The organism is Paenibacillus sp. FSL W7-1088 (assembly GCF_037969855.1).
In the GTDB taxonomy this organism is placed as follows: domain Bacteria; phylum Bacillota; class Bacilli; order Paenibacillales; family Paenibacillaceae; genus Paenibacillus.
Genome location: NZ_CP150216.1, coordinates 3,559,999 through 3,584,780, shown reverse-complemented (window position 1 = coordinate 3,584,780; position 24,782 = coordinate 3,559,999). Strand labels below are relative to the sequence as shown.

At 47.6% G+C, this 24,782-nt stretch carries 20 protein-coding genes; 4 read left to right on the top strand and 16 right to left on the bottom strand.

Annotation, left to right across the window (positions count from 1 at the left end; all coding sequences use genetic code 11):
- Positions 1-249: 249 nt before the first annotated feature.
- The 16 genes from MKY42_RS16225 to MKY42_RS16150 form a co-directional block, all read right to left on the bottom strand.
- Positions 250-894, bottom strand: coding sequence for a nucleotidyltransferase family protein (locus tag MKY42_RS16225; RefSeq protein WP_339852583.1), 645 nt, complete (start codon positions 892-894; stop codon positions 250-252).
- Positions 860-2,053, bottom strand: coding sequence for an XdhC family protein (locus MKY42_RS16220; protein WP_339852580.1), 1,194 nt, complete (start codon positions 2,051-2,053; stop codon positions 860-862). The genes MKY42_RS16225 and MKY42_RS16220 overlap by 35 nt, the downstream gene beginning before the upstream one ends.
- 116 nt (positions 2,054-2,169) lie before the next feature.
- A complete protein-coding gene (locus MKY42_RS16215; protein ID WP_090898178.1) occupies positions 2,170-3,492 on the bottom strand; it encodes a 5'-deoxyadenosine deaminase in 1,323 nt (440 codons plus the stop codon).
- A 107-nt stretch (positions 3,493-3,599) separates the two neighbouring features.
- Positions 3,600-5,195, bottom strand: coding sequence for a gamma-glutamyltransferase (gene ggt / locus MKY42_RS16210; RefSeq protein ID WP_339852578.1), 1,596 nt, complete (start codon positions 5,193-5,195; stop codon positions 3,600-3,602).
- The gene (locus tag MKY42_RS16205) at positions 5,189-6,430 is read right to left on the bottom strand and encodes an alanine--glyoxylate aminotransferase family protein (protein WP_339852575.1); all 1,242 of its coding nucleotides are present in this window, start codon (positions 6,428-6,430) and stop codon (positions 5,189-5,191) included. Before MKY42_RS16205 ends, ggt begins: the two co-directional genes overlap by 7 nt.
- Positions 6,431-6,436: 6 nt before the next feature.
- Complete coding sequence (locus MKY42_RS16200; RefSeq protein ID WP_090898169.1) at positions 6,437-7,750, bottom strand: Zn-dependent hydrolase; 1,314 nt, start codon at positions 7,748-7,750, stop codon at positions 6,437-6,439.
- A complete protein-coding gene (locus tag MKY42_RS16195) occupies positions 7,747-8,277 on the bottom strand; it encodes an amidohydrolase family protein (RefSeq protein ID WP_339852570.1) in 531 nt (176 codons plus the stop codon). The genes MKY42_RS16200 and MKY42_RS16195 overlap by 4 nt, the downstream gene beginning before the upstream one ends.
- Before the next feature lie 27 nt (positions 8,278-8,304).
- Positions 8,305-9,153 carry an amidohydrolase family protein gene (locus tag MKY42_RS16190; RefSeq protein WP_339852568.1) on the bottom strand — a complete coding sequence of 283 codons (849 nt, stop codon included), beginning with the start codon at positions 9,151-9,153 and terminating at the stop codon, positions 8,305-8,307.
- A 40-nt stretch (positions 9,154-9,193) separates the two neighbouring features.
- Complete coding sequence (uraH, locus tag MKY42_RS16185; protein ID WP_339852566.1) at positions 9,194-9,574, bottom strand: hydroxyisourate hydrolase; 381 nt, start codon at positions 9,572-9,574, stop codon at positions 9,194-9,196.
- Positions 9,571-11,076, bottom strand: coding sequence for a factor-independent urate hydroxylase (gene pucL / locus MKY42_RS16180; RefSeq protein WP_090898160.1), 1,506 nt, complete (start codon positions 11,074-11,076; stop codon positions 9,571-9,573). The genes uraH and pucL overlap by 4 nt, the downstream gene beginning before the upstream one ends.
- Positions 11,077-11,370: 294 nt before the next feature.
- Positions 11,371-12,993: a PucR family transcriptional regulator ligand-binding domain-containing protein gene (locus MKY42_RS16175; protein ID WP_339852562.1), complete on the bottom strand. Its 1,623-nt coding sequence runs from the start codon at positions 12,991-12,993 to the stop codon at positions 11,371-11,373.
- 255 nt (positions 12,994-13,248) lie between these two features.
- The gene (locus tag MKY42_RS16170; RefSeq protein ID WP_339852560.1) at positions 13,249-15,993 is read right to left on the bottom strand and encodes a CHASE3 domain-containing protein; all 2,745 of its coding nucleotides are present in this window, start codon (positions 15,991-15,993) and stop codon (positions 13,249-13,251) included.
- Positions 15,994-16,170: 177 nt separating this feature from the next.
- The gene (gene fumC / locus MKY42_RS16165) at positions 16,171-17,559 is read right to left on the bottom strand and encodes a class II fumarate hydratase (protein ID WP_339852557.1); all 1,389 of its coding nucleotides are present in this window, start codon (positions 17,557-17,559) and stop codon (positions 16,171-16,173) included.
- A 224-nt stretch (positions 17,560-17,783) separates the two neighbouring features.
- Entirely contained in the window at positions 17,784-18,794 is a 1,011-nt protein-coding gene (locus MKY42_RS16160; RefSeq protein WP_090898148.1) for an aldose 1-epimerase, read from the bottom strand.
- A 214-nt stretch (positions 18,795-19,008) separates the two neighbouring features.
- On the bottom strand, positions 19,009-19,818 hold the full coding sequence (locus MKY42_RS16155; RefSeq protein ID WP_339852553.1) for an MBL fold metallo-hydrolase: 810 nt from the start codon (positions 19,816-19,818) through the stop codon (positions 19,009-19,011).
- Between the two features lie 184 nt (positions 19,819-20,002).
- On the bottom strand, positions 20,003-20,269 hold the full coding sequence (locus MKY42_RS16150) for a hypothetical protein (protein WP_083678844.1): 267 nt from the start codon (positions 20,267-20,269) through the stop codon (positions 20,003-20,005).
- A 214-nt stretch (positions 20,270-20,483) separates the two neighbouring features.
- Between MKY42_RS16150 and MKY42_RS16145 the strand changes: the two genes are divergently transcribed.
- The 4 genes from MKY42_RS16145 to MKY42_RS16130 all read left to right on the top strand — a co-directional run bounded on the left by MKY42_RS16145 (position 20,484) and on the right by MKY42_RS16130 (position 24,780).
- Positions 20,484-21,716, top strand: a complete 1,233-nt coding sequence (locus MKY42_RS16145; protein ID WP_090898139.1) for an aminopeptidase — start codon at positions 20,484-20,486, stop codon at positions 21,714-21,716.
- An 83-nt stretch (positions 21,717-21,799) separates the two neighbouring features.
- Entirely contained in the window at positions 21,800-23,032 is a 1,233-nt protein-coding gene (locus MKY42_RS16140; protein ID WP_339852548.1) for an aminopeptidase, read from the top strand.
- 211 nt (positions 23,033-23,243) lie between these two features.
- Positions 23,244-23,834 carry a sigma-70 family RNA polymerase sigma factor gene (locus tag MKY42_RS16135; RefSeq protein WP_090898134.1) on the top strand — a complete coding sequence of 197 codons (591 nt, stop codon included), beginning with the start codon at positions 23,244-23,246 and terminating at the stop codon, positions 23,832-23,834.
- Complete coding sequence (locus tag MKY42_RS16130; protein WP_090898131.1) at positions 23,812-24,780, top strand: hypothetical protein; 969 nt, start codon at positions 23,812-23,814, stop codon at positions 24,778-24,780. Before MKY42_RS16135 ends, MKY42_RS16130 begins: the two co-directional genes overlap by 23 nt.
- Positions 24,781-24,782: the final 2 nt, after the last annotated feature.

Sequence of the window (24,782 nt, the reverse complement as noted above, 5' to 3'; positions counted from 1 at the left end):
CCAAATAATTCTTCAAATCATATGGGACTACAACAATAAGGTCAATTATCTTTACATCATTTTGGATAAATGTATAAATAGACTCTTTGATTTGTGCCTGATGCATGATTAGCTCTCCAAAGCTAACACAAGCCACTTCATAACCCGTTAGATAAAAAAACAATAAAGAGGCCAACCAGATGCTCTGGCTGACCTCATTACTTCCAGAAATAATACACAAGGAATCGCTCCTTCTGCCTTAATTTTCATTTATCTTATCCCATTCACATAATCCAAAATGCGCTGCAGCTCTGGTTCGGTATCCGCATCCCAAAAGCTAAAATCAGACAACGATACATGCGTGCCTGCATACTTGGCATTGCGCATGATTTTTCTCGCCCCCTCATCTCCGCTGAGCGACAAAAGAGGCCCCAGCATATGCTCACGAAAGGCTACCGGAGGCTTGCCTCCACCGCCATCCGTAGCTGCTGCATAATCACATAGTTTGTTGGCGGCTAACGACTGAGCAACCCTGTTAATATCTTGTGTCTGCAATAACGGCTGATCTGCCAAAATCATCATCACACCTTCTGGCCTGTATGCCATAGCAGACAGAATGCCGCAGTGAAGGGACATGGCCATACCGTATGCATAATCGGTACAGATTGCAATCTGTAGCTTCGTCCTCGTATCTGGAGTACAGCCATATGACGCTTCATTGAGCCACATGGAGGGGATCCATGCCAATGAATCCTCGGGTTTGACCACACAAATGACTCTCTCCAAATCGGAATTCAAGGCGGCTTCCAATGTCCATGCGGCCAAACATCTTCCGTCAGGCATGACGATAGACAGTTTATCCCGCCCCATTCGGCTGCTCTTACCTGCCGCTAGCACGATGCCCGTCAGTCGCATGTGCAATCCCCCTCTGTGCGTTGCGACACTCTGCGGCAACTACTGTACGTTTACAGGAAATAAGTTCTGCTGCGATACTGATTGCGATCTCTTCCGGTCCATCAGCACCAATGGTCAAGCCGACGGGTGAATGCAAATGTTTTAGCGGGGGGAGATCGTTAAGCAAACGTGCTGTCCGTGTTCTGGAGCCCATAATACCAAGGTATGCATAATTCCGATCCTCAAGTAATTCAAGAAACTCCCGTTCTCTCGGAAATTGATGACTCATCAATACGATATAATCCCCGCTTTGGATATCCAGTACATGCATGATCTCACGAGGGAAACCATGAATAAGTTCAACCCCCGGAAAGCGTTCAGCGGTGCATAAGGTTTCTCGCCAATCTGCTACGAACACATGAAATCCTGCTGATTTGCCCAGACGGGCGACCGGAATTACATCATTTCCGGCTCCAATGATAATCAGACGGGGTTTGGGCTCATATCTTGCAGAGATCTGTAGAGGGACATCCCACCGCTCTGCCTCAGTCAATCCATCCTTCTGAAGATTACTCTCTCCAGAATTAGATGCAGTAGCATCAGCTTCTGACGAATGAATAACGACCAACGATAGTCGCGGTATCGGTGTTTCCTCTATAATCATTGTATTTATTGGACCTAGAGAAGCTCCTTTGGCAACTGGAGAAGGGTATAATGATGTCTTGCTTTCTGCATCCTCAGCAGGCTGAATCACATAATGAATCCGTGTGTATTGATCGTAGAATGAACGGGTTAGCTCCACAGCTGATCCAGATTGAAAATACGTATGCATACGGGACAAGATCGACCAGAGTTCACCACATACCGGCTCTAGCAGCACTATAATCAACCCGCCGCAGCCAATCGTTTCCCCCCAGGACAGATCATCTTCCGGACGCATATCATACTCCACGAACTCCAACTGCTGTGTAGACAGCACACGGTCCACCCTAGCCTGCAGATCACTCTCCAGACAACCCGGACTGATACTGCCATACATCGCACCATCTTCGGTCAAAAGCATAGAGACACCCTGCTTACGGTAAGCATGACCTTCTACCTTGACCGCTGTTGCGAGAACGCAGCGCGGCTCCCCCGCTGCAATTGCACACAGATCATGCATTTCCATCGTTGTCTCCATCCTTTCAGGGATTTGAATCCGAATCCGAAGAAGCGACTCAGTACTTCTTAGCGAAGATTGAATGTCCAACTTCTGCTCAGATAGTTATTGGATGAGTTTCGTCTGGTTGCTGTTGATTAGATACGTTTCATCAATCTTGCAATGCTTTTATCCGATTCACGAAGCACGATGCCGCGATCAATTGTTTGAATCTTCCGGTTTTTGAGCACGATACTTCCATCAATAATAACGGTGTCTACACAGCTGCGAGTTGCGGAATAGACCACACGGGAGTACACATCAGTCTCATAGGAAGGGTACGTATGAAAATCATCCAGATCCAGCAGTAACATATCTGCTTTTTTACCCACTTCCAGACTGCCGATTTCCTTGGACATTCCGAGTACTTCCGCTCCACCCATCGTCGCCATGCGCAGCACTGTCCGAGCGTCCATCACTGTTGGACCATGAGGCACCTTTTGAATGAGCGCGGTCAGGCGCATCTCCTGGAACATATCCAGATTGTTGTTGCACGGCGCACCATCGGCACCAATGCCTACCGCAATCTGACGATTCAGCAGATCGGGAATATCTGCTATACCCGAGGACAGTTTCATATTCGATCCAGGGCAGTGGGTGACTTTTACCCCGCGTTTGCGAATAATCTCCTTCTCTTCCTCACTCAGCCACACACAGTGGGCAAGCACCAGTCTTGGAGTAGCCAGACCGATATGATCCAGATAGACAATGTTGCGCATGCCACGTTCGTGTTCTACCAGTTCGATCTCGCCACGATTTTCGGAGGCATGGGTGTGCACTTTCACATGGTACTTATTCGACAGGTCACGTACCTCAACCAACAATTCTTCGGTGCACGAGACGACAAAGCGTGGACAAAATGCATACTGAATGCGGCCACCGCCGAATCCGTTCCATTTCTCCAGCAAATCGACACTTTGTTGCAGCGAGGTAGCCGTATTTTCACGCAGCGGTTCAGGAACTTCATCCCCGTGATCCATCATCACTTTACCGGAAATCACCCGAATGCCGCTCTGTGCCATCGCCTGAAAAGCCGAATCGGTATGATGCACGGTCTCCATATCCAAAATCGTCGTTGTCCCGCTGGAAATCAATTCGCCCAAGCCGAGCATTGCCGAGTAATAGACTGACTCTTCATCATGCGCCGCCTCAAGCGGCCAAATGCGTTGACGAAGCCAATCCATCAATTCCAGGTCGTCCGCACGTCCACGGAACAAAGTCTGACACAGATGAATATGCGTCTGGATAAAACCTGGCAGCAGCACTTTGCCTCGAGCATCAATGACCTGATCTGCCTGAACATCGATATGTTCTGCAATCTCTTTGATTTTGTTATCCTCAATTATCAGATCTCCCGTAAATACATCCTCTTCTGCATTCATTGTGACGAGTTGTGCACCTTTTAGCAGGATCGTTCCCATGATAATCTCCCCCATCCGTATCTATCTGCGTAAATTTACTTATTCTGATCCTGCACAATGAAGATAATCTTCTTTGGATCTATACTTGATCCAGTACATAAATCACGTTACCACCCGATAGCCATGCCATCTCCTCTGGGGTCTGCTGCTCCACTGATCATGCCATCTTCACGGATGACAATCCCTTGCGACTGCCCCATAATCCCGTCCCACGGCGCTCTGGCTTCGACGTTATGCCCCCATCGGGCAAGCGTGTCACACACGTCGTCATGATAGCGGTTCTCCACTCGCATCGTGTCACCTTCCTCGCCCCAGGTACGCCCATACACCCAACGCGGCAGCCCAATGGCTTCCTGAATGTTCAGACCATAGTCCAGCACCCCCGTAAGAACCGATAGCTGTGTCTGAGGTTGACCCTCACCGCCCTGCGTGCCTACGAGCATATATGGTTTCCCGTTACGAGTGACAAGACCCGGCATTAGGGTGTGGAATGAGCGTTTACTGGGTTCCAGTACGTTGGCGTCCTTCGGATCAAGCGAGAAAAAGGACCCGCGGTTCTGCATGATCACACCTGTATCTCCCGGCACATAAGCAGCGCCAAAATCAAAGTACAGGCTCTGAATAAACGAGACGGCATTGCCTTCATTGTCCACAACCGCCGCATAAGCCGTATCCTGACCCATCATTTTGGACAGAAAAGGCTGTGCCACAGGTGGAGCGGACTGGATCTCATTCCATAATTCATCTCCATAAGCCTTGGACAACAGATTTTCCAGCGGAATATCCCTGAATTCCGGGTCTGTGAGATACCGATCACGGTCACGAAAAGCCTTTTTGACCACTTCAGCCATCAGGTGATAAAACTCGGGTGACGTACGCGCCACGGACGATAGATCAATATGTTCCAGCATATTCAACATCATCAGCATCGAGAAGCCCTGTGAATTGGGCGGCATCTGATGGACTTGATAGCCACGGTAATCGGTAGTGATCGGCTTCACCCACTCTCCCTTGTGAGCTGCGAAATCCGCTGGAGCAAGCATGCCGCCATCCTCACGAATAGCCGAAGTTAGCTGCTCCGCCAGTTCCCCGGTATAAAAAACATCGCGTCCGCCTGCCTGAATCAGGCGAATAGAGGTGGCAAGATCAGCCTGCTGGAGCAGGTCCCCTTCCTGCAAAAGTGTACCAAAAGGGGCAAATACCGCTCGCAGCGGTGTATGCCCCATAATGAAATCCTCATCACGTTCCAGCCACAGGCGCAGATTTCGGGATACAGGGCATCCTTTTTCTGCATATTGCGCAGCTGGTTCAAGTAACTGTTCCCACTTTAACTTCCCATAGCGGGACCAGACTTCCCACCATGCATCTACCATTCCAGGAACGGTAATCGCACTAAGCACGCCTCGTTGAGGAATGGCGCTCATCCCCATCGCTTTGAATGTGTCTGCATGAATGCCTGCTGCTGAACGACCGCTTCCGTTGTAAGCAGTTATGTCACCACTTGCTCCATCATGAATCAAAAAGAAAGCATCTCCGCCAAGTCCTGTCATGTGGGGGTAGACTACGCCCAGTGCGGCACTTACAGCGACAGCAGCATCATAAGCGTTACCCCCTTGCTGAAGGATTGCGCTGCCAACCGCACTCGCCAAATAATGCGGGGAGGTGACCATCACCTCCCTGGATATCGGCATCTGGTTCAACATAAGACACCCTCCTTCCCGGCATACACATCCAGAGCTGCCTGCACGGCTTCCCCTGCTGGCAAGGTGTGGCGATGACGCAACAGGACAGCCTCCAGGGCACCCAGCACATGCAGTACATTTTTGCGCTGGCAGCTGAATCCCATTGTACCAATACGCCAAATCTTGCCTTTCAATGGTCCAAACGAACTGGCAATTTCAATACTGAAATCGTTCAGAAGCATGCTGCGTACCGACTCTCCGTCTATGCCTTCCGGAACTTCGATACAGGTGACCATTGGAAGTTTACTGGACATGTCTCCATACAGTTTGAGCCCCATGCCCTGAATGCCCGCGACTAACGCACGTTCATTGATCCGATGTCTCTGGAAACGCGTATCCAGACCTTCCTGAAGCAAAATCCGCAGCCCCTCGTGAAGACCGTAGAGCATCGAAGTTGCCTCTGTATGATGGTTTAACCGCGCCGAGCTCCAGTAGTCCTGCAACTGGCTTAGGTCAAAATAATTGCTGGCAATTGTACGGCCTTCAGCCCGAGCACTTGTCGCATTCCGGAGTCCCCGTTCGACGGTTTTGCGACTCATCAGCTTCTTCTCCACACGACTGTTATACGTTAATGGCGCCATCCCGGATGGAACGGACAAACACTTCTGCGTTCCACCCATCACCGCATCCAGATACCAGGCATCCGTCTCCACAGGTGTACCGCCGATTGTGGCAACAGCATCAACGACGAGTAAAATATCAAGTTCGCGGCAGGTTTTTCCAATCTCGGCGAGAGGCTGCATTTGCCCGGTTGATGTCTCGCCGTGAACCATCGCGACCAAACTCGGCTTATGGGCATGGATCGCCTTGATAACCTCTTCGGGATCAAAAACCGTTCCCCATTCTGTTTCAAAAAAAACAACCTCTGCACCACAACGTTCCGAAATTTCAACCAACAGATGTCCGAAGCGTCCATAGATGGGAACCAGCACCTTGTCCCCCGGTTGAATCAGACTGACCAACACAGCTTCAATACCTGAGCGGGATGTTCCATCTACCGGATAACACCACTCATTATCTGTCATGTATAGTTCACGCAGCATGGCCATCGTCTCATTCATCAGGGAAGTGAACTCCGGATCAAACTGCCCCAGTATCGGGAAGGACAATGCCCTAAGCACTCTTGGATCGACTTCAACTGGCCCCGGTGTCATGATCGTCCGCAAGGACGGGGACAATTCTTTATAGTTGGACATCTTCACTCAACTCCCGTAACCGTATTTATAGAGTAGCTGAACCAGAACCCGGAAACCTTTCATCAGGTCCTCTTCAGCTGTATATTCAAGGGGATTATGGCTAATTCCATCCTGGCTGGGGACAAAAATCATCGCCGTAGGACAAGCCGGCTGAAAGATCTGCGAATCATGTCCTGCGCCGCTTGGCATGTGAATATAGGATAACTGCTCCACTTCACAGATAGCTCGGATGTCTGACGTAATCTGTTCGTTCATCGGAATAGGGGTGACAGACAAGTGCTCCTCCCAGTTCAGTCCGAGCTGTTGCTCCGCTGCGATTCGGCTAAATTCCTGTAGCATGTGCTGCCAGCATTGGTTGATGCTCTCTTGCCTGATATGCCGGATATCGAGCGAGAATACGGCTCGGGATGCAACAACGTTACCGATCCCCGGATCAGCTGTTATTCGTCCAACAGTAGCTACAAGTGGTTCTCCCGCTTCAAGCGCAATGTGTCTTACAGCAGTAATCATCTCGGCTGCACCTGCAAGTGCATCCTTACGCCAGGTCATCGGTGTAGTTCCGGCATGATTGGCTTCGCCACTTACTGTAATGCTAAAGCGTTTCTGGCCTACAATATCCGATACAATACCGATCGAATGGCCCAATCGTTCAAGGACCTGACCTTGCTCGATATGAAGTTCGATAAACGCACCGTAGTTATGTGAAGCCGATCTATAGCTGCTATCTGGTCCAAAGCCTGCATCACGTATCGCCTGTGCAAAGGTAATGCCTTCCTGATCCTTCAAATGCTGAACGTCTTCCAGCCCGCTTACCCCCGTTATACTTCGTGATCCCCAATAAGCGAAGGGGAATCGACTACCTTCTTCCTCACATAAGGACACGACTCGAAGTGTTCGTTTGGGGTCCCCAAAATGTTTCTGTAGATACTCTAGGGCGAGCACTCCCGCAACTACCCCATATGCGCCATCATACTTTCCACCATGTACCACCGTATCGATATGGGACCCCGTAACAATCGGTGCCGCTTCGATTTCTTTTTCCACTCCTGAACCCACACCTCTACCGTGCAGAGTTCCATACAGGTTGCCTGATTGATCGAATTCCGGTGCCAACCCTTTCTCCTGCATTTTTTCCGCAAGCGCATGCTGTGCCTTACACCATGCTTGGTCGTACAACAGACGTGTCACACCTCCTTGGGGATCAGCGCCATATGTAGACAACCAGTCAAGCATGCCTTTCAGCTCCACCTGCTCCAATTGCGGCAAAGGCTGGATGGGACGTTCCGTCCACGAAGGCGTGTGTACTTCAAAATCCGTCATGATCCCCCCTCCATTCCTTCAACGCCAACCGGAACAGATGAGTTAGCACGGATAAACCGTCCCACAGGTTCATCCGATAATCCTGTTTTTGAACTGTATACTCGTGTGCCCCGGCAGAACACCTCTGCAATGCTGGAGGAAAATGTGCGTCCCACATAAGGACTCTGTTTATGTGTGTAGTGCAGGTCTTCCGCATTTAAGGTGGTACTCTTCTTCCAATCAATCAGTACCAGATCCGCGTCCTTGCCGATGGCAATCTCACCTTTGCTCTCCAATCCAAGCCTTCTGGCAGGTTGCAGAGCCAGGATTCTTCCTAGCAGCGGAAGGGCTACATTTCGCTGAAGATGTCCTTCCTCCAACATGAGCAGCAGCGTGCTTTGTGCCCCAGAGATGCCACCCCAGATTTCAAAGAAATGATCAGATTGTTTCATCGATGGCGGACAGGGTGAGTGGTCAGATGCAATAACATCAATCAGACCTGCTTCCAGCGCATCCCATAACCGATCTTGCTCAGCCTGACTCCGCAATGGCGGCGCACACTTGGCTACAGCTCCCTACCGGACAACATCTTCATCTGTCAGCGTCAGGTAATGCGGGCATGTTTCAGAAGTTACATCCAGTCCGCGCTGTTTCGCCGCTGCAATCAGATCAAGCGCTTCCCGTGTACTGATATGCACAAAATGCAATGCACATCCGGTTTGCTCCCCATACTGCAGCGCTCGGGACACCGCCCGAACCTCCGCTTCTGCTGGGCGAGATTGCACGTAATCCATCGGGCCGATTCGTCCATCTGCAATACTTCTTGCTCCAAGCTCAGCAACCATCGCTTCGTCTTCGGCATGAAGCGCCAGCACACGGTTTAGTTTTGTAATCTCGTACATGCCATTCAAAAGTGTATCGTCATCCGCTCTGGCGAAGATGTCTTCCCCTTCTCCACCAGGTTCGGACATAAATGCCTTGAATCCCGCCGCACCTCTTTCGGCCAAAGACGCAAGCTCAGACAGATTAGCGGGAACGAGTCCTCCCCAGAACGCATAATCAACATAGGATTGACCGCTGGCTGCTTTCATTTTCAACTCCCATGCCTCCGGTCTTATCGTTGGGGGGACACCATTAAGCGGCATATCAACATACGTCGTAATTCCACCAGCAGCCAGTGATGCTGATCCAGATTTGAATCCCTCCCAGCTCGCGAGTCCAGGTTCATTGAAATGGACATGAATGTCCACCGCCCCTGGCATCACGGTGAGGCCATCTGCTTCTATTATTTCAGTGTCTTCATCACCCTCCAGGTGTGAGGACATCGCAGATATTTTTTCACCAGTAATCCCAATATCCAGTTCCTCCACGCTATCTCTCAATACAACCCGGGCCCCCCGGATGATCATATCTAACTTTGTCATATGGATGACCCTCCCCTGATCAGAACCGGATTCATAGATTTCAGCTTCCCCGGTATGTACTGTAACCTCCTGGCGCAATCAACAAAGGAATGTGATAGTGACTTGCAGCATCGGATACAGCAAACCGAATCGGTACAACCTTCCATAACGCCTGCCCCAATTCTTCAAGAGAGCGCTGTGCGTAATACCCCTCAACGTTGAAACGGAGCTCGTAGACCGCTTGCTCAAGCTTCCCGCCTTCAAGTAACGGAGCATCCAGACGCCCATCGCTATTAGTCACCGATTCAGCAACTTTCATTCTACTTTCCTTCTCGCCATCCCCATGCAATACAAAAAGTTCAACCCGCACGCCCGCGGCCGGAACGCCCTTGGAAGTATCCAGCACATGCGTAGTAATCCGTCCTCCAGCCACCGACATCATGCCTCCCTTTCTTTCTTCGAGCCCCAATGGTCATCCTCAAGATCATCCCTTGTCATTGAGAAGCTTTGAAATCCATAAGGAGGTCTGCCCTCCGTGAATACCTTGCCTTCTCCTTCTTTGACTTCCTCCAGCACCGTTTCCCATGTCCGATTGTTGGATTCAAATGAAACCTCACTAAGCTGTCCAAATCGACGCAAGAGCCTAAGTCCAATCTGGTAAATCAGATGCTGAATGGATGCCGAGCGACACGCATGGAACACGGCAGCAGCTACATCTCTTACCTGCTCCGCCGCTACATAACGTCCGCACTGATCGTCTATGCCATCTCTCGGGTCTTCGTAACGCCAATTGATATTCAGGAAAATGAATAGTGGACGGTCCCATGTCTCGGGTAAGGTGGTGTACTCATCCTTGACGAAACCGGCAAATTCACTGCCTTTGACCTTAATAAGCCTGATATCTGCGACACCACTGAAATGATTGCTTAGCTCGACCTGATTTCCTTTTCGCTGCGCTTCAATTGCAGCCGTAGCCCGATCATTCTGGGAATAACGGAATACCAGCTCGCTTGCACGAAGGCTTCCCTCTCTGCGAACAGGCACATCTTCAAAAGGAATCTGATCTGCTGTCATCTGAACTTTGGTCATCTGCGGATATGTCTCCAGAAAACGTCGGCTGACATAAGCAAGGAAACCTTCCACTGTAGCTCCGGAGTAATCCGCAGCATGTTTCAGGATGAAATTCTTCATTGAATCCGTTGCAACGACGAGAGAATTATCTCCTTCGACAAAAGAAGGCAGAAATTCCTCGCCTTGAACGGCTACTTTAATGTTCATTCCGAACAGGATATTATTACGTCCTGTAAATGGAGATTCCGGTATGGCCTGAATATCCGTCAACGGTTTGGCGTATGAACGGTACATCCATACATCTCCCTTGCCGTAATACATGGTCCGCTGCTTTACTTCGGTTGGCTTTAATTCAAATTCATGTTCATGACCAATCTGCACCAGCCATTGCTCCAATCGAATGGAAGCAATTTTGAACACTTCCTTCAGGGCGGTCTGGAATTCTTCCTCTCTTCCTCTCCGATTGCGCTTCCTCATGGACTCCAGAATGGACTGAGCTGTGTGACCTTTCACGGCCAATATAAAAGGAAAGCCGAATTGGCTTGTATATTCTTTGTTCAATTTGCTAAGCTCGTTATATTGCTCCGCCGAAAGTGAATCAAGCCCTGCCCCAGCCTGTTCCTGAACAGAATTGCTGCTCATGCTGATTCGCGCCCCGAGATCCGGGTGATTGCAAAGCAACTGCAACTGGACCTTTTCATCGGAGGATTGCACTACGTTTTTCATCACCTTCATCAGGTGTTCAAAAGAGTCGAATGGCCGTGAAGGCCAGGAACGCTCCGCCACCCAAGGTGATTCTTCGAATAGTCCGCCAAACGTATGCACGAACTGTGTGATAGACCAGTTGTTAACGAGTTTAATGAAGTCGCCCATGTTAGAACCTCCGGTCTTCTGTGGATTGTTGTTCTTCATTTTAAGTGTCTCTCTGTACTGCGACAACAATATTTACGCAATTTTGTAATATAACATAACATCAGTTCTGTGATTTGTTATCAGTGCACGGGATTTGGTTGTTCAAATGTAATGAAAAGCGAAAAAACCGTACTTCCTCAAGGGAAATACGGTTTTATCTAACATGCCTGCTTCATTGTCATGCTGCACAACACTTGTTTTGGATAATGGTTATGACCATAAAAGTATTAACGTATTAAGGGGTCAAACTTTAGATTAATGATGATGCGAATACGGCCTAGCAGCTGTTTTATCCCGCACAAACTTGCGGAAGGTGAACACCAGCTTTAATTTCAGCAGATCATTAGTCTTCTTAAAGTCCATTTGCAGCAAACTCCCGACTTTCTCCATCCGATAGGTAACGGTGTTCCGATGCACAAACAGCTGCTTCGCAGCTTCGTTAATGAGTCCATCATTCTCGATAAAAGATTCCAACGTATTCATCAGTACCTGATTGGGATCGCCGTCCCTCGCCAATAAAGGCTCAAGTACTTTATTGCAATAATTCTCCATGATGTTATCAGGAACATGTTGGAATACATAGGCGAATTCCAGCATCTCAAACTGGAGAGCTCGATCCTTCATCCCGAAACGGCGAGCCAGTTGGCGAGTATCCAGACATTCCTGATAGGCTTCGCGCAGCGACTTCGGCTCATGCTTCATTTTGCTGATCCAGAACCGGGGTGCAGATGCTCCCTTGGCTTCCTGTGCTGCAAGAACATCCCCGAACCGATTTAGCAGGAATGCTGATAATTCCTCTCCATAATCCCGTCCTGTTGGACAGGTATAGATGGAGAGTATGCCATCTTCGATCTGAAAATGCTGTGAGGCCGTGAATTGCATAAGCGGATTGTACTGCAACTCGCGGTGAATCTGCTTCAGCAGCTTCCCTTCTGCAAATACAGACGGTTCCAGCGTGATCAACACACATTGATAAGTCCCCTGGAACAGATGAACGCCTTTATTCTCGCTGAGCTTGGTGAGTTCCTCTACCGTCATTTTGTTTTCTAGATATTGGGTTAGCAGCGTACGCATCTCATCCTGAACGGTGGGATTAATGTGTTCTCGATAGGTCATATCCATATAGAATGCCAAGACATCCGCAGCCTGCTGAAATAATTCTTCCTCTGCTCTAAGAGATAGCGCCGAGTCTGTAAAGACGAGCAAAAATCCGTATTCTTCATCATTCTGCTTGATGGGTACCCGGTGGCAGCTTCCCTGATTCCATTTCACACGGTGCATGACGGATTTCCAGGGCCAACCCTGTACTACCGCATCTCCTGCAATGCCTTCGCTGCCATACAGCACATGGCCGCGGGAGCCAATAACCGCAAGCGGATAATTCAACACGGTAGCTAGTTCGGCAAATACATTCCGATGCTGTTGCTGCTGCAACGCAAACTGCATCAATTTTTTCTGTTTTTGCACCACCTCGTGCAGTAAACGATTGCTGCGTTCATGTTCTGCCTTGAATAACGCATTCATCTGGTCGGAAAATGTAAACTGAAACGGCAGTTCCAGCAGCGGTAACCGCAGTCGATCTGCTTCCTCAATAATTCCTTGCGGAATGGCCTGCCAGAAACGGCCCAATTTAATGCCTAATCCGGCACAACCACGTTCGTTCAGGCGGCGCATCAAACGAAGTGCATCGGTCTCGTTGTCTTTCATAATAAATGCGGTTGTGAACAGCAGTTCTCCGGATTTGATCCAATCCGCTATATCTGGAGCGTCCATGACGTTAACGGATTTCATCATCCGTGAAGTCCCTTCCCCACCTGCAACCAGTCTGGCCTCAGACAACGGGTACACCTGTAAAGCCTCTTTAACCGTAAGCTGCATGGACATTACCTCCCATATATATAACACGTTAAACCTTTTATATCCTTAACTGAACGAAAACAAAGGTTATACACTTATATCCATCCATTATTTTGCAATAAACCTTAATTCTTGTTAAGTATTATAACATCATTTTCATTTAAATAGCTTACATGAGAAAAAAATAAAACCCATGACACAATTGCAGCAATCGTTGCGCAACTGGCATAGGTTTTATTTTGGAGTTGATACATGTTGAATTACAAACGAAAAAGATCAAATTCCCAACGTTTCATGACTCAGCCATAATTTCATCCGAGACAGTACCTCTTTTATATTCAGCGGTTTGCTAATATAATCCGAGGCCCCTGCTGCAATACATTTATCACGATCTTCTTTCATGGCTTTGGCAGTCAGAGCGATGATAGGGAGCTGCTTGAGATTTAATCTCTCACGGATCTGGCGAGTGGTCTCATACCCATCCAACTCTGGCATCATGATATCCATCAAGATAATATCCGGATTCGCTTCTCCGCTCTCTAACATCTCCAGACACTCGTAGCCATTCTGAGCTGTAATCACCTTCATGTCATACTGCTCAAGGGCATTTGCCAAGGCATATACATTTCGAATATCATCATCGACAACGAGAACCTGACGACCATTCAATAATGATTCTTCCAGTGGAGTCAGTAACATCTCGATTTTGGTTGAATTCATTGCTGAAGCACTGTTAATTTCAGGATCAGTCACGGCAACCTCGTTCAAGAACAATCTGGGGTTCTGCATAACCTCAGGCTCTTCCCTTCTAAGTGGGAGGAATAACGTGAAGACACTTCCTTGTCCTTCACGGCTCGTTGCTGAGATTGATCCTCCCAACAGATTGGCAAGGGATTGAGAGATCGACAGTCCCAGTCCAGTTCCGCCGTATTTTCGGGCTGTGGCTCCATCTGCCTGCTTGAACGCATCAAAGATCTGCAGCAGTTTGTTCTCAGCAATGCCAATCCCGGTATCACTAACCGAGAAGGCTATAACCTCCTTCTCTGCCCCGCTGTCTTCCAGATTGGCCAGACTCACTCTGGAGATGGTTAAGGCCACTTCACCTTCATTGGTAAACTTGAATGCATTGGAGAGCAAATTCCGCAAAATCTGGTGTAACCGCATCTCGTCGGAAACAATTGTTTCCGGAAGAGGGCTTTGAAGCTGAATCCGGAAATCAATCCCTTTTTGCTCCGCCGTTTTCAAAAAATATTGATTCATTGCTTCAGGCAGGGTTTCAAGATGCACATCATCCAAATCCACTTCCATCTCCCCGGCTTCCACCTTGGAAAGATCGAGAATATCGTTAATCAGATTCAACAGGTCCTTACCTGATGCATGGATCACCGAAGCATATTTCTGTTCTTCACTGTTTAAGTGCTGATGCTTGTTCTCAGCCAAAATCTCGGACAGAATCAGCATACTGTTCAGTGGAGTACGAAGTTCATGCGACATATTCGCCAAGAACTCAGACTTGTAACCAGAGCTTGTCCGCAGCTGATCCGCTACTTTTGCAAGTTCACTGGCAGAAGTCTCTGCCGCATTTTTCTGCATTTCCAGACGCTCGTTCAGTATATGCAGCTCTTCTGTTTGCATATGTAATTCTTCCGTCTGAGATACCATCTCTTCAGTCTGTGCCTGCAGTTTCTCCGATTGAGCCTGCAATTCTTCATTCAACACTTGGGATTCATCATACAAATGCTGTAATTCCATGCGTGTTATGGTGGAATGAAGAGAAACCCCGAAGATTTCGATCAGTTCGGTTAACAGCTTTGTTTCCTTGGGTTCGATTGGCTTCATGGAAGCAAGTTCGATAACAGCTATCGTTTTACCTTCAAATACCACCGGCGCTACTGTGAGTGATGCAGCTGACGCTTCACCAAGTCCCGATGAGATGCGAATATAATTTTGAGGCAAGTCGTTCATCTGCAAAACTCGCTTCTCAATCGCACTCTGACCTACTAATCCCTCACCCGGTGCAACGGATACTTTACCGAGGGAACGCTCTTTCTCTCCATCTGCTGCATACGCAGCTACACGAATGAGACGATTCTCTTTCATCGCATATAACACGCCATAAGGGGCTTCTAGCAGGATCGCGACTTGGTTTAGAAACAACCTTGACAGTCCCTCCAAACTTGTAGGGTTCTGCAGGAGTGTAGCTATGCTGGCAACCTGATCCTTAAGTCGATTCTGTTCCTGTACCGTGTCCAGCAATAAGTTCGTCTCTTTACCTAAATCACCGACCTCATCTTGTGTACGGACAATAATACGCTGTGTGAGATTGCCACCTTGTGATATGTCGCTGATGGTATGTTTGACTTCACGCAGGGTCTTGACGATATTGCCCGAAATGACGAGCGAAGCGGCAACAGATAGTCCGGCAACGGCAGCCCATAAGGTATACATAATGGTAAGCAATGTGGAGCTTCGTGCTGCGAGCTCTTTCACCCGGCTTTCCGTCAGTCGCAACTCTGTATTGCGGAAGTTCTCGAACTCGGATCTTAACAGATCCATTTCACTTTTCCCTGGGTCGGAATGGAAAAATTCAATGACTTTCTCCTGATCTCCTTGTTTCTTTAAGGCCACCGAGGCTGATCCGGCAACATCAATCCAGCGGACAATATGTGTATTAATGGTTTCCAGAGTCTTTTGCTGGGATGGGTTATCACTAACCAGCTCATACAGTTCGGCATAATTGGAATTCCACTGGGTTAGCGCTTGATTGTAAGGTTCCAAATAACTTTCTTCCCCGGTAATCATGAATCCCCGCTGTCCTGTTTCCATATTTAGAACATTTTTCTCAATGGCATTGGTCAGGTTATGCACTTCCAGGTCGTGGTGGCTGATAAAATCAATTTCCTTCTGCGATGCATCAATTTGGGCAGATAACACTAGCAAAACGGCACCAAATAACAACACAACCACTAGATAGCCCAATAGAATTTTGGAGCGAATCGTAAATCTTCTCTTTTTCGACAACGCAGAAACCTCCAATGAAATAAACAGTTCCGATCAATTAAAAAATAGTCGCATATGTATTTTATATGTATACGTATAGACTGACAAGCATTAGTTCAAGAACATCACGAGCTAAAAAACGACCTGCGTATGCAGGTCGCTTGTTTATTGGAATGAAGTTCGCATGATAATGACTGATTAAGCTTTCGGGGCAATCATTTTCGCTGGATCAACATACTGATCGAATTGTTCTTCCGTAAGCAAACCTGTCTGCAATGTTGCTTCCTTCAGAGACAGTCCTTCCTTATGCGCAAGCTTGGCAATTTTGGCTGCATTCTCATAACCGATATGCGGATTAAGAGCGGTAACCAACATAAGCGAGTTATTCAAATTATGTTCAATCTGGGCGAGGTTAGGCTCAATGCCCACCGCACATTTATCGTTAAATGCAACGATGGAATCAGCAAGGAGCTGAACAGATTGCAGGAAGTTATAGATAATAACTGGTTTGAACACATTCAACTCGAAGTTACCCTGACTTGCCGCGAAGCCAATCGCCGCATCGTTCCCCATGACTTGCGTAACCACCATGGTCATCGCCTCGCTCTGGGTTGGATTCACTTTACCTGGCATAATGGAGCTGCCCGGTTCATTCTCTGGAATACGAATCTCTCCTAGACCACTGCGTGGACCACTAGCCAGCCAGCGAACATCATTGGCAATTTTCATCAAGTCAGCTGCAAGCGCTTTAACTGCACCGTGGGCATAGACTACTTCATCATGACTTGTAAGCGCGTGGAATTTGTTGGGTGCGGATACAAAATCTTTGCCAGTGTGCTTGCCAATTTCCTTGGCTGTATAATCACCAAAGTCAGGATGTGCATTAATTCCGGTTCCTACAGCTGTGCCACCAATTGCGAGTTCTTTCATATAATTCACACTATCCCGGATCATGCGTTCACTCTTATCAAGCATCGCTTCCCAGCCGCTGATCTCCTGACCGAGTGTAATTGGCGTTGCATCCTGAAGATGGGTACGTCCAATTTTGATAATATCTTTGAATTTTTCGGATTTATCTGCAAAGGTGGCTTTTAGCACCGCAATTGCTGGCAAGAGCTGATCTTCAACAGCAAGTACCCCTGCAACATGCAGAGCCGTTGGGAATGTATCATTGGAGCTCTGGGACATGTTCACATCATCATTCGGATGCAGACGTTCTTCCTTGCCCTTTTGTTCAAGCAGCTGGTTACCCAGATTGGCAATAACTTCGTTTACGTTCATGTTGGACTGTGTTCCGCTACCCGTCTGCCACACCACGAGCGGGAAATGATCATCAATCCGGCCAGCAATAATTTCATCAGCAGCATAAGCGATTGCATCCGCTTTGGCAGCGGACAATTTACCTAATTTATGGTTACTGGCAGCAGCGCTTTTTTTCAAAATGGCAAGAGCACGAACAACTTCCATCGGCATATGCTCGCGACCAATCGGAAAGTTCTCCTTGCTGCGCTGCGTCTGAGCTCCCCACAGCCTGTCGGCTGGTACTTTCATTTCACCTAACGTATCTCTCTCAATGCGGTATTCCACTTGCTTTTCCTCCTCCAAAAAGATGGTTTGGGTCCCTACAAAAATACGTATACATTCTTTTCTTCACAGCATCTTGCATCTGTTGATTCCAAAGTCATCCTTGGGATTTATGCAAAATACTTTTATGAGCAAAGCTTGTGTATCTTGTCATATTATACATGATTGCCTGACCGGTTTTCACCTTTTCGACAAAAATGTAAGCGTGACGCAAATCCTTCGAGTATTTATTTTTGCGCTTTGATCGGATAAAGACGGCTGGCTTGCTCGAATAATTCGCCCGGCTCAAGACCAATAAGACCGATCTCTTCAGCAGGAATGCCTTGTACATTCGGAGCGTTAACCAGGTTCATCTGAGGCTCAGGACAGAAGAACCCACCAGCCATGTTGTTATTCCAGATCATCCAGTGCTTGTAAGACGTCCCGACATCATATACCAGCTTGTCACCGGTACGATGATCGGTAAGCTCCATATAGTTGCGACCATTTTGCGGTTCAGCCGTGTAGTGGTTGTCCATGGCTGCAAAAAACGGATTAACGCCCTCACCTTTTAATTGCTCTTCCTCTGGTGTAAGCGGTTGAAATTGTCCCGTAGGCAAAGAACGTTCATTCAATTCACGACGCTGACCAATCGTTATTTTAGCCGTGTAATCAGATGCCTGGCTTTCCGGTGCAAAAGGAACGCTAATGGCTGTATGGAATGCGAACAAATTCGGCATACGTTCTTTCCCGTGATTGCGGACATTCAATTGCTGCTGAAGTCCCAGACTACTCAGTGAATAACGGAGCGTCACTGTGAAGGTGAACGGAAGGTACTTATAGAACTCATGTCCTTCTTTCACTTCCTGACTGAGCACAACATAACTCTCCAGCTCGTCAGATCCGTAGCCCACAACCTTCCACTCGGCATCATGCAGGAATCCATGCAGGTGGTTGCCTGTAGCTGGTTCGTTTACAGGAAGTTGATAGACTTCACCGTTCCAGGGGAAGCGACCATCCTCATAGCGATTCGGTGGGGAAAGAATCGGAATACCGTATACGGCAGGTGCAGCCATAAATTCGTCCATATGTTCCAGGTCCGGCTCACGCAAATAACGGAATCCCTGCTCTGTATCACGAAAAGCGACAAGGTTGGCACCCACGCTCGGAATAACAGCCGCTTCGAATTGATTAAAACGAAGCCAGACGGCTGGTATACCTCCAAATTGTTCTTCGAAAGCTGCATTTTGCTGTGTCATCGTTATATGTACCTCCTGCATACTAAGGTTATATTATACGGCTCGACTATATCATGACCGCGCACAAAATACCAATCTATGATAGAGAACAAATTCATGATAGAACGACAAAAAAGACAGCTACGATGCTCCGTGGCTGTCTCCATCCCCTAAGGCTGCCGTAATGAAATCATTCCTGATTTCAATGCTATGCCCAAGCAGCGCATCAGTTCGCTTAATCCACATATTTGCCGTGATCCGGGATGGCACTCTCTTCAAAATCAAGATCGAGCCGCTCCAGCGAATCTCTCAGCATTTCTCCGGTTAAGGAATGTCCGTGCCCGGTAACAGCAACCATGGGCTCCAGTCTTCGAATATGCTGAACCGATCGATGGGCCGCTTGCCAATCCGTCGTGAAATATGCGGGTGGACCGTGTAACTGTTTGTCCTGAAGCAGCACACTCCAGAGTGATTCCTGTTTCACGGTCACGATGGCGTCTCCCGCAATCAGAATACGGTCTTCTTTTCGAAATAGCGACACATGGCCCGGTGTGTGACCGGGTGTATGCAGCCATTCCCAGCCAGAAACACCTGGGATGGAATGATCATCCGGCAGACTGAATATCCGATCATCCAGATTAATAGCTTCATTAGGATAAACAAATGACAGCCGTGCCATCAAACCGCCACCTACAGCAGGGTCTGCCGGAGGGTAATCCTTCACACCTGTCAAATAAGGCAGTTCCAGCGGGTGTGCGTACACCGGGACACCCCAGAATTGTTCCAGTTCGATGACGGTCCCCACATGATCAAAATGACCATGTGTCAAAATAATCGCAGACGGTGGACCAGGAAAGCGTTCAGTTGCAACATGAAGAATCTGATCAGTGAAACTCGCCATTCCAGTGTCCACGAGCACCCAGTTCCTGCTTCCAGGCTCCCCGATGAACACAACATTAACGAACAGTGTACGCAGACTGAGGATATCGTGCGCGACTTCTTCAAGTCCCGTCATTCCTGCTGTAATCAGATTGTCAGATGCCATTCACGGTTACCTCCCATTCAGGCGGATTGTCTCTCTGGTTCCATTCATCTGTCATAGACTTCCCTTTTCTGGAGTAACTATTCCTTATTCCCAATAAAATAGACGGTGGACGCCCTGTTTCAGGCATACACCGTCTAGTATAATCAGCTGCATTCCATATTAGAACAAGAACCTCTCGGTCCTATTATGCAGGGAAAGCGTCCAGTGCCGCATCAAGCAGCTGATTGTACATATCGTCATCGTTTTCCAGCAGCTCGTCCATACGCAGCAATTCGTCTTCATCACCGGATTGTTCAGTGAAATGCAGACTATAATCCCAGTCCTTGCCGTTCTTGCTCATAAACGTAATCTCATAAACGGACTTTTCGCCTTCTGCACGAAAAACCGTATTTCCCACATAATTCTTCTCATCTTCACGACGCATCTCTGCACGAATAATCTCAATATTCACAATCGTTCTCTCCTTTAATCTCTCATCAGTTGCAGGTCTCCATAATTTATGGTAAACCTAGTTTGGTAATTATTATTGGTTAATTGTACAATATATATCGTAGCAACGTATACCTTATTCAATGAGGGAACCATACTGACTCCTTACATACCTGTAATGAGGACTATAATAACAAACAGCTACGACATTATATCAAACGGGAGGAACAAATAGCATGAACCATTTTGAAACGAATTTACAACAATATGCCGAACTGGCAGTCAAAGTCGGTGTCAATGTGCATCCTGGGCAGACTCTCGTCGTGAATGCACCAATCTCGGCAGCGCATTTTGTACGCCTGATCGTTAAAGCCGCTTATGGCACAGGTGCCAAGCTGGTCAAAGTGAACTGGAGCGATGAGGTTATTACACGTCTTCACTATGATCTCGCACCAGAGGAATCCTTCTCCATTGAACCAAAATGGTTTGCAGGGGAAATGACTGAACTCGTAGAAGAAGGTGCCGCCATCCTGCATGTGATCGCAGAAAATCCAGACCTGCTGGCAGGCGTTCCTCAAGAACGGATCGTGACTAGTCAGAAAGTTCGCGGTAAAGCGATGGAGAAATATCGTTCCTATCAAATGGCAGACAAGTTCAGCTGGTCCATTGTGGCTGTTCCTTCCCCTGAATGGGCAGCCAAAGTATTTCCTGATCTCCCGGCAGAGCAGCAAATCGATAAATTGTGGGATGTCATCTTCAAAACCGTACGCATAGGTGAGCAGGATGCTGTCGCAGAATGGAAAACACATTTGCTGAATCTCGACTCCCGCGCAGATCTGCTTAACGAGAAGAAATACAAAAAGCTTCACTATACAGCCCCTGGCACAGACCTGACGATCGAGCTTCCTGAAGGCCATCTGTGGGTATCCGGTGGCAGCATCAATGAGCAGGGACATGTCTTCGTTGCCAATATGCCTACAGAGGAAGTGTTCACCGCTCCATTGAAAACCGGAGTTAACGGCACAGTTCGCAGCACCAAGCCACTGAGTTATGGTGGCAACCTGATCGACGGCTTCTCCCTCACTTTCGAAAATGGTCGAATTGTCGATTATACTGCTGAACAAGGACTTGATTCATTGAAAAGCTTGATCGAAATGGATGAAGGCGCACATTATCTGGGCGAGGTAGCTCTCGTTCCACATCAATCACCGATTTCGGATACGAATATTTTGTTCTATAACACGCTATTTGATGAAAATGCATCCAACCATTTGGCTATCGGTAACGCCTATGCCTTCTGTCTGGAAGGTGGCAAAACGATGTCCAAGGATGAATTGATCAGCCATGGCATGAACTCCAGTCTCACTCATGTGGATTTCATGATTGGATCAGGAGAAATGAACATTCACGGTGTCACTTCCGAAGGTAGCGAAGAGCCAATCTTCCTGCAAGGCAACTGGGCTTTCTAATTTAAAACGGTGTAAATGAGAGAGAGGGTCACTCCTCTCTTTTCCTGCGTAAGCGGGGAATTCATGATATGGAGGAACTTGATATGTTGAGTTTTGAACAAAAACTGGATCGTTATGCTGAACTGGCTGTAAAAGTCGGAGCCAACGTTCAGCCCGGACAAATCTTCGTGATCAGCGCGATGATTGATACAGCTGAATTCGTGCGTTTGTTGGTGCGTAAAGGCTACGAGGCTGGAGCAAAAAAAGTTATCGTCAAATATGGAGATGAAGCTGTTAATCGGCTGCGCTTTGAAATGGCGCCTGAGGACTCCTTCCAAGACCCGCCGAAATGGCATGCCGCGGAACTTGAAGAGCTGGCAGCGAACAATGCTGCGTTCTTGACTGTATTGTCATCCAGCCCGGACCTGCTGAAAGGCATCGATCCAGAACGCATTTCCACCCACCAGCGTACATACGGTCAGGCGATGTCCAAATATCGCCAGTACCAGCAGGCCGACAAAATGAGCTGGACAGGAGTAGCCTGTCCTTCGCCGGATTGGGCCGCCAAAGTTTTCCCTGACCTTCCCCCTGCCGAGCAGATGAAACAGCTCTGGGAAGCCATTTTTGCTGCTGTAAGAGCTGATCTGGAAGATCCTGTAGCGGCTTGGGAGCAGCATATCGAGCGTTTGGAGCACAAAGCCGTTGCCATGAACAGCAAAAAGTATAAAGCTCTGCATTTTGTCTCACCGGGAACCGACCTTACCGTTGAGCTTCCTGAAGGGCACATTTGGGCGCAAGCGGGCAGCATTAACGAACAAGGCACTCGTTTTGTGGCCAACATTCCGACAGAGGAAGTGTTCACCGCACCTGCTAAATACGGGGTGAACGGCAAAGTGTCCAGTACTAAACCGCTCAGTTATGGCGGAAGTATCATTGACCGCTTCTCTCTTACGTTTGAGAACGGACGCATCATTGATTTCCATGCCGAAGAAGGACAGGATACACTAGAAAGACTCATCAATATGGACGAAGGCTCGCATTATCTCGGCGAAGTCGCTTTGGTGCCCTTCCATTCTCCAATCTCGGAAAGTGGTATTCTCTATTACACAACGCTTTATGATGAGAATGCTTCATGTCACCTCGCTATCGGTAGTTCCTATGCATTCAATATTGATGGTGGCAAAACCATGTCAACCGAGGAGCTTGCAGCTCGCGGCATGAACTCCAGCATTACTCACGTAGACTTCATGATGGGTTCGCCGGAAACGAACATTTACGGCGTGACAGCGAATGGCGAGCGTGAAGCTATCTTCCTGAACGGCGACTGGGCATTCTAAGCCAGTTTCTATTATTCTACGATTATTAAATAACACATAGAGGCCGCACTCCTGACCATAATTTACTTGGTTCGTGAGGTGGCCTCTCTTTGATTCGGCTATACTTTTTCTGCATCTGTCGGACGAACCTCCCATTGTATCGCTTCCATATAATGTTGTAAAATGAAATGATACCAATGTTTGTGGATTGTTCACCAGAAAGGAGAACATCATGGCCAATCGGCTCCAATTACTCTTAGCCTCAGATTTCCATAATTTGAGCCCTCAGCTTCAAGAAGAAGTGTACTACGAATATTATAATATGGTACATGGTCTTATCGTTTACATCATCAAAGAGCGTGCTGCAGCAGAAGATATCATTCAGGAAGCTTTTATCAAAATCATTAAAAACAAACCTCTCTTCGACAACGAAGTCAAATTGAAAGCATGGCTGAAGGTTGTCACACGAAATACCGCCATTAATTATCTGAGAAAAAATAAAAATAACCGTAACCAACTGGATACGGATAGTGTTTTTATAGATATGGAGACAATTAATCAGACGGCAGCTTCCGTAGAGAGCACGGTGGAGACTCAAATGATGCAGGAATCCATCGAGTTCTATCTGGAACAGCTTAAGCCGGAATATCGTGTACTCGTGGAGCTGCGCTGGAAAGAGGGTCTTTCCTATCGGGAAATGGCTGATCTGCTTGATACATCCGAAGAAATTGTGAAGCAACGTTTGTTCAGAGCCCGCGGAAGTATCAAAAAGAAATTACATAAGGAATGGGGTGGAAGCATTGAGCAAAGGCAAGTCCGATAAGCATATTGATTCATTCGATTCAGAGCTGGAAGACGATTTTTTCGATGCCGCGTTTGATATGGCTTTTGACGAAGCCTTCCATCAGGCTGTATCTGCTCCCCTAGATCCAAAGAATACAAATTCCCAAGTTATGCATGATTCCTGGCTTAAAGTTGAATATGAAATTAATAAGATTAACGCACGCAAAAAAAGAAGGCGGACCTTGCGGCTTTCTTTCGTTATCGCCGCTTCAGTCGCCTTAGGTGCAGTTTTATTCAGTGTTCCTACGGACACACAGGCAGTGTCCCCTTTTGTGCAAACGATCAAAGATTGGGGTAATGGAATGAAATCCATTATCATTAAAGACCGCACAAACGAAATTGTTGGATTGGATCCTTTAGCTGCAAAGACGTCTGCACCACCTGAGCGTGGTATCGAGGACGCTCCTCAAATTCCCCCTGAAAATTATGATGACAATCCCTATGAATTCGATATAGATTCAACACAAATTTTGGTTCCTGTTGAAGTAACTGAAGAAGAAGCACGCTCAGGGTTTATTGGTGACTTTCTACTTTCAAATGTAATCCCCGAGCGATTTACCGACATCAAGTTCGAGCTGATGCTTGATGCAGAGTTGCCACTCCCTATAGACAGTAATATTAAATCAAACCATATGCGAGTACTCTACACTGGTAAAATCAAAGATAGACAAGAAGAAATATTACAATTTGATTATGCCTGGATCCAACCTGGTGAAATAGTTGAAGGTCCTTTACTTCGAGAGACAAGTGTCGTTAAACTGGGCGATGGTAGCGAGGCTTTTATGTCAATTGGCCCTCGTTATAACTCTTTTCAATGGATGATGGGTTCAACCAACGTCAGCTTGTTCGGTACTCTCAGCGAAGAAGAGATGTTATCCATTGCCAATAACCTTCAGAATCAAAGGTTTCCTTGGAACAGTCATTAAAG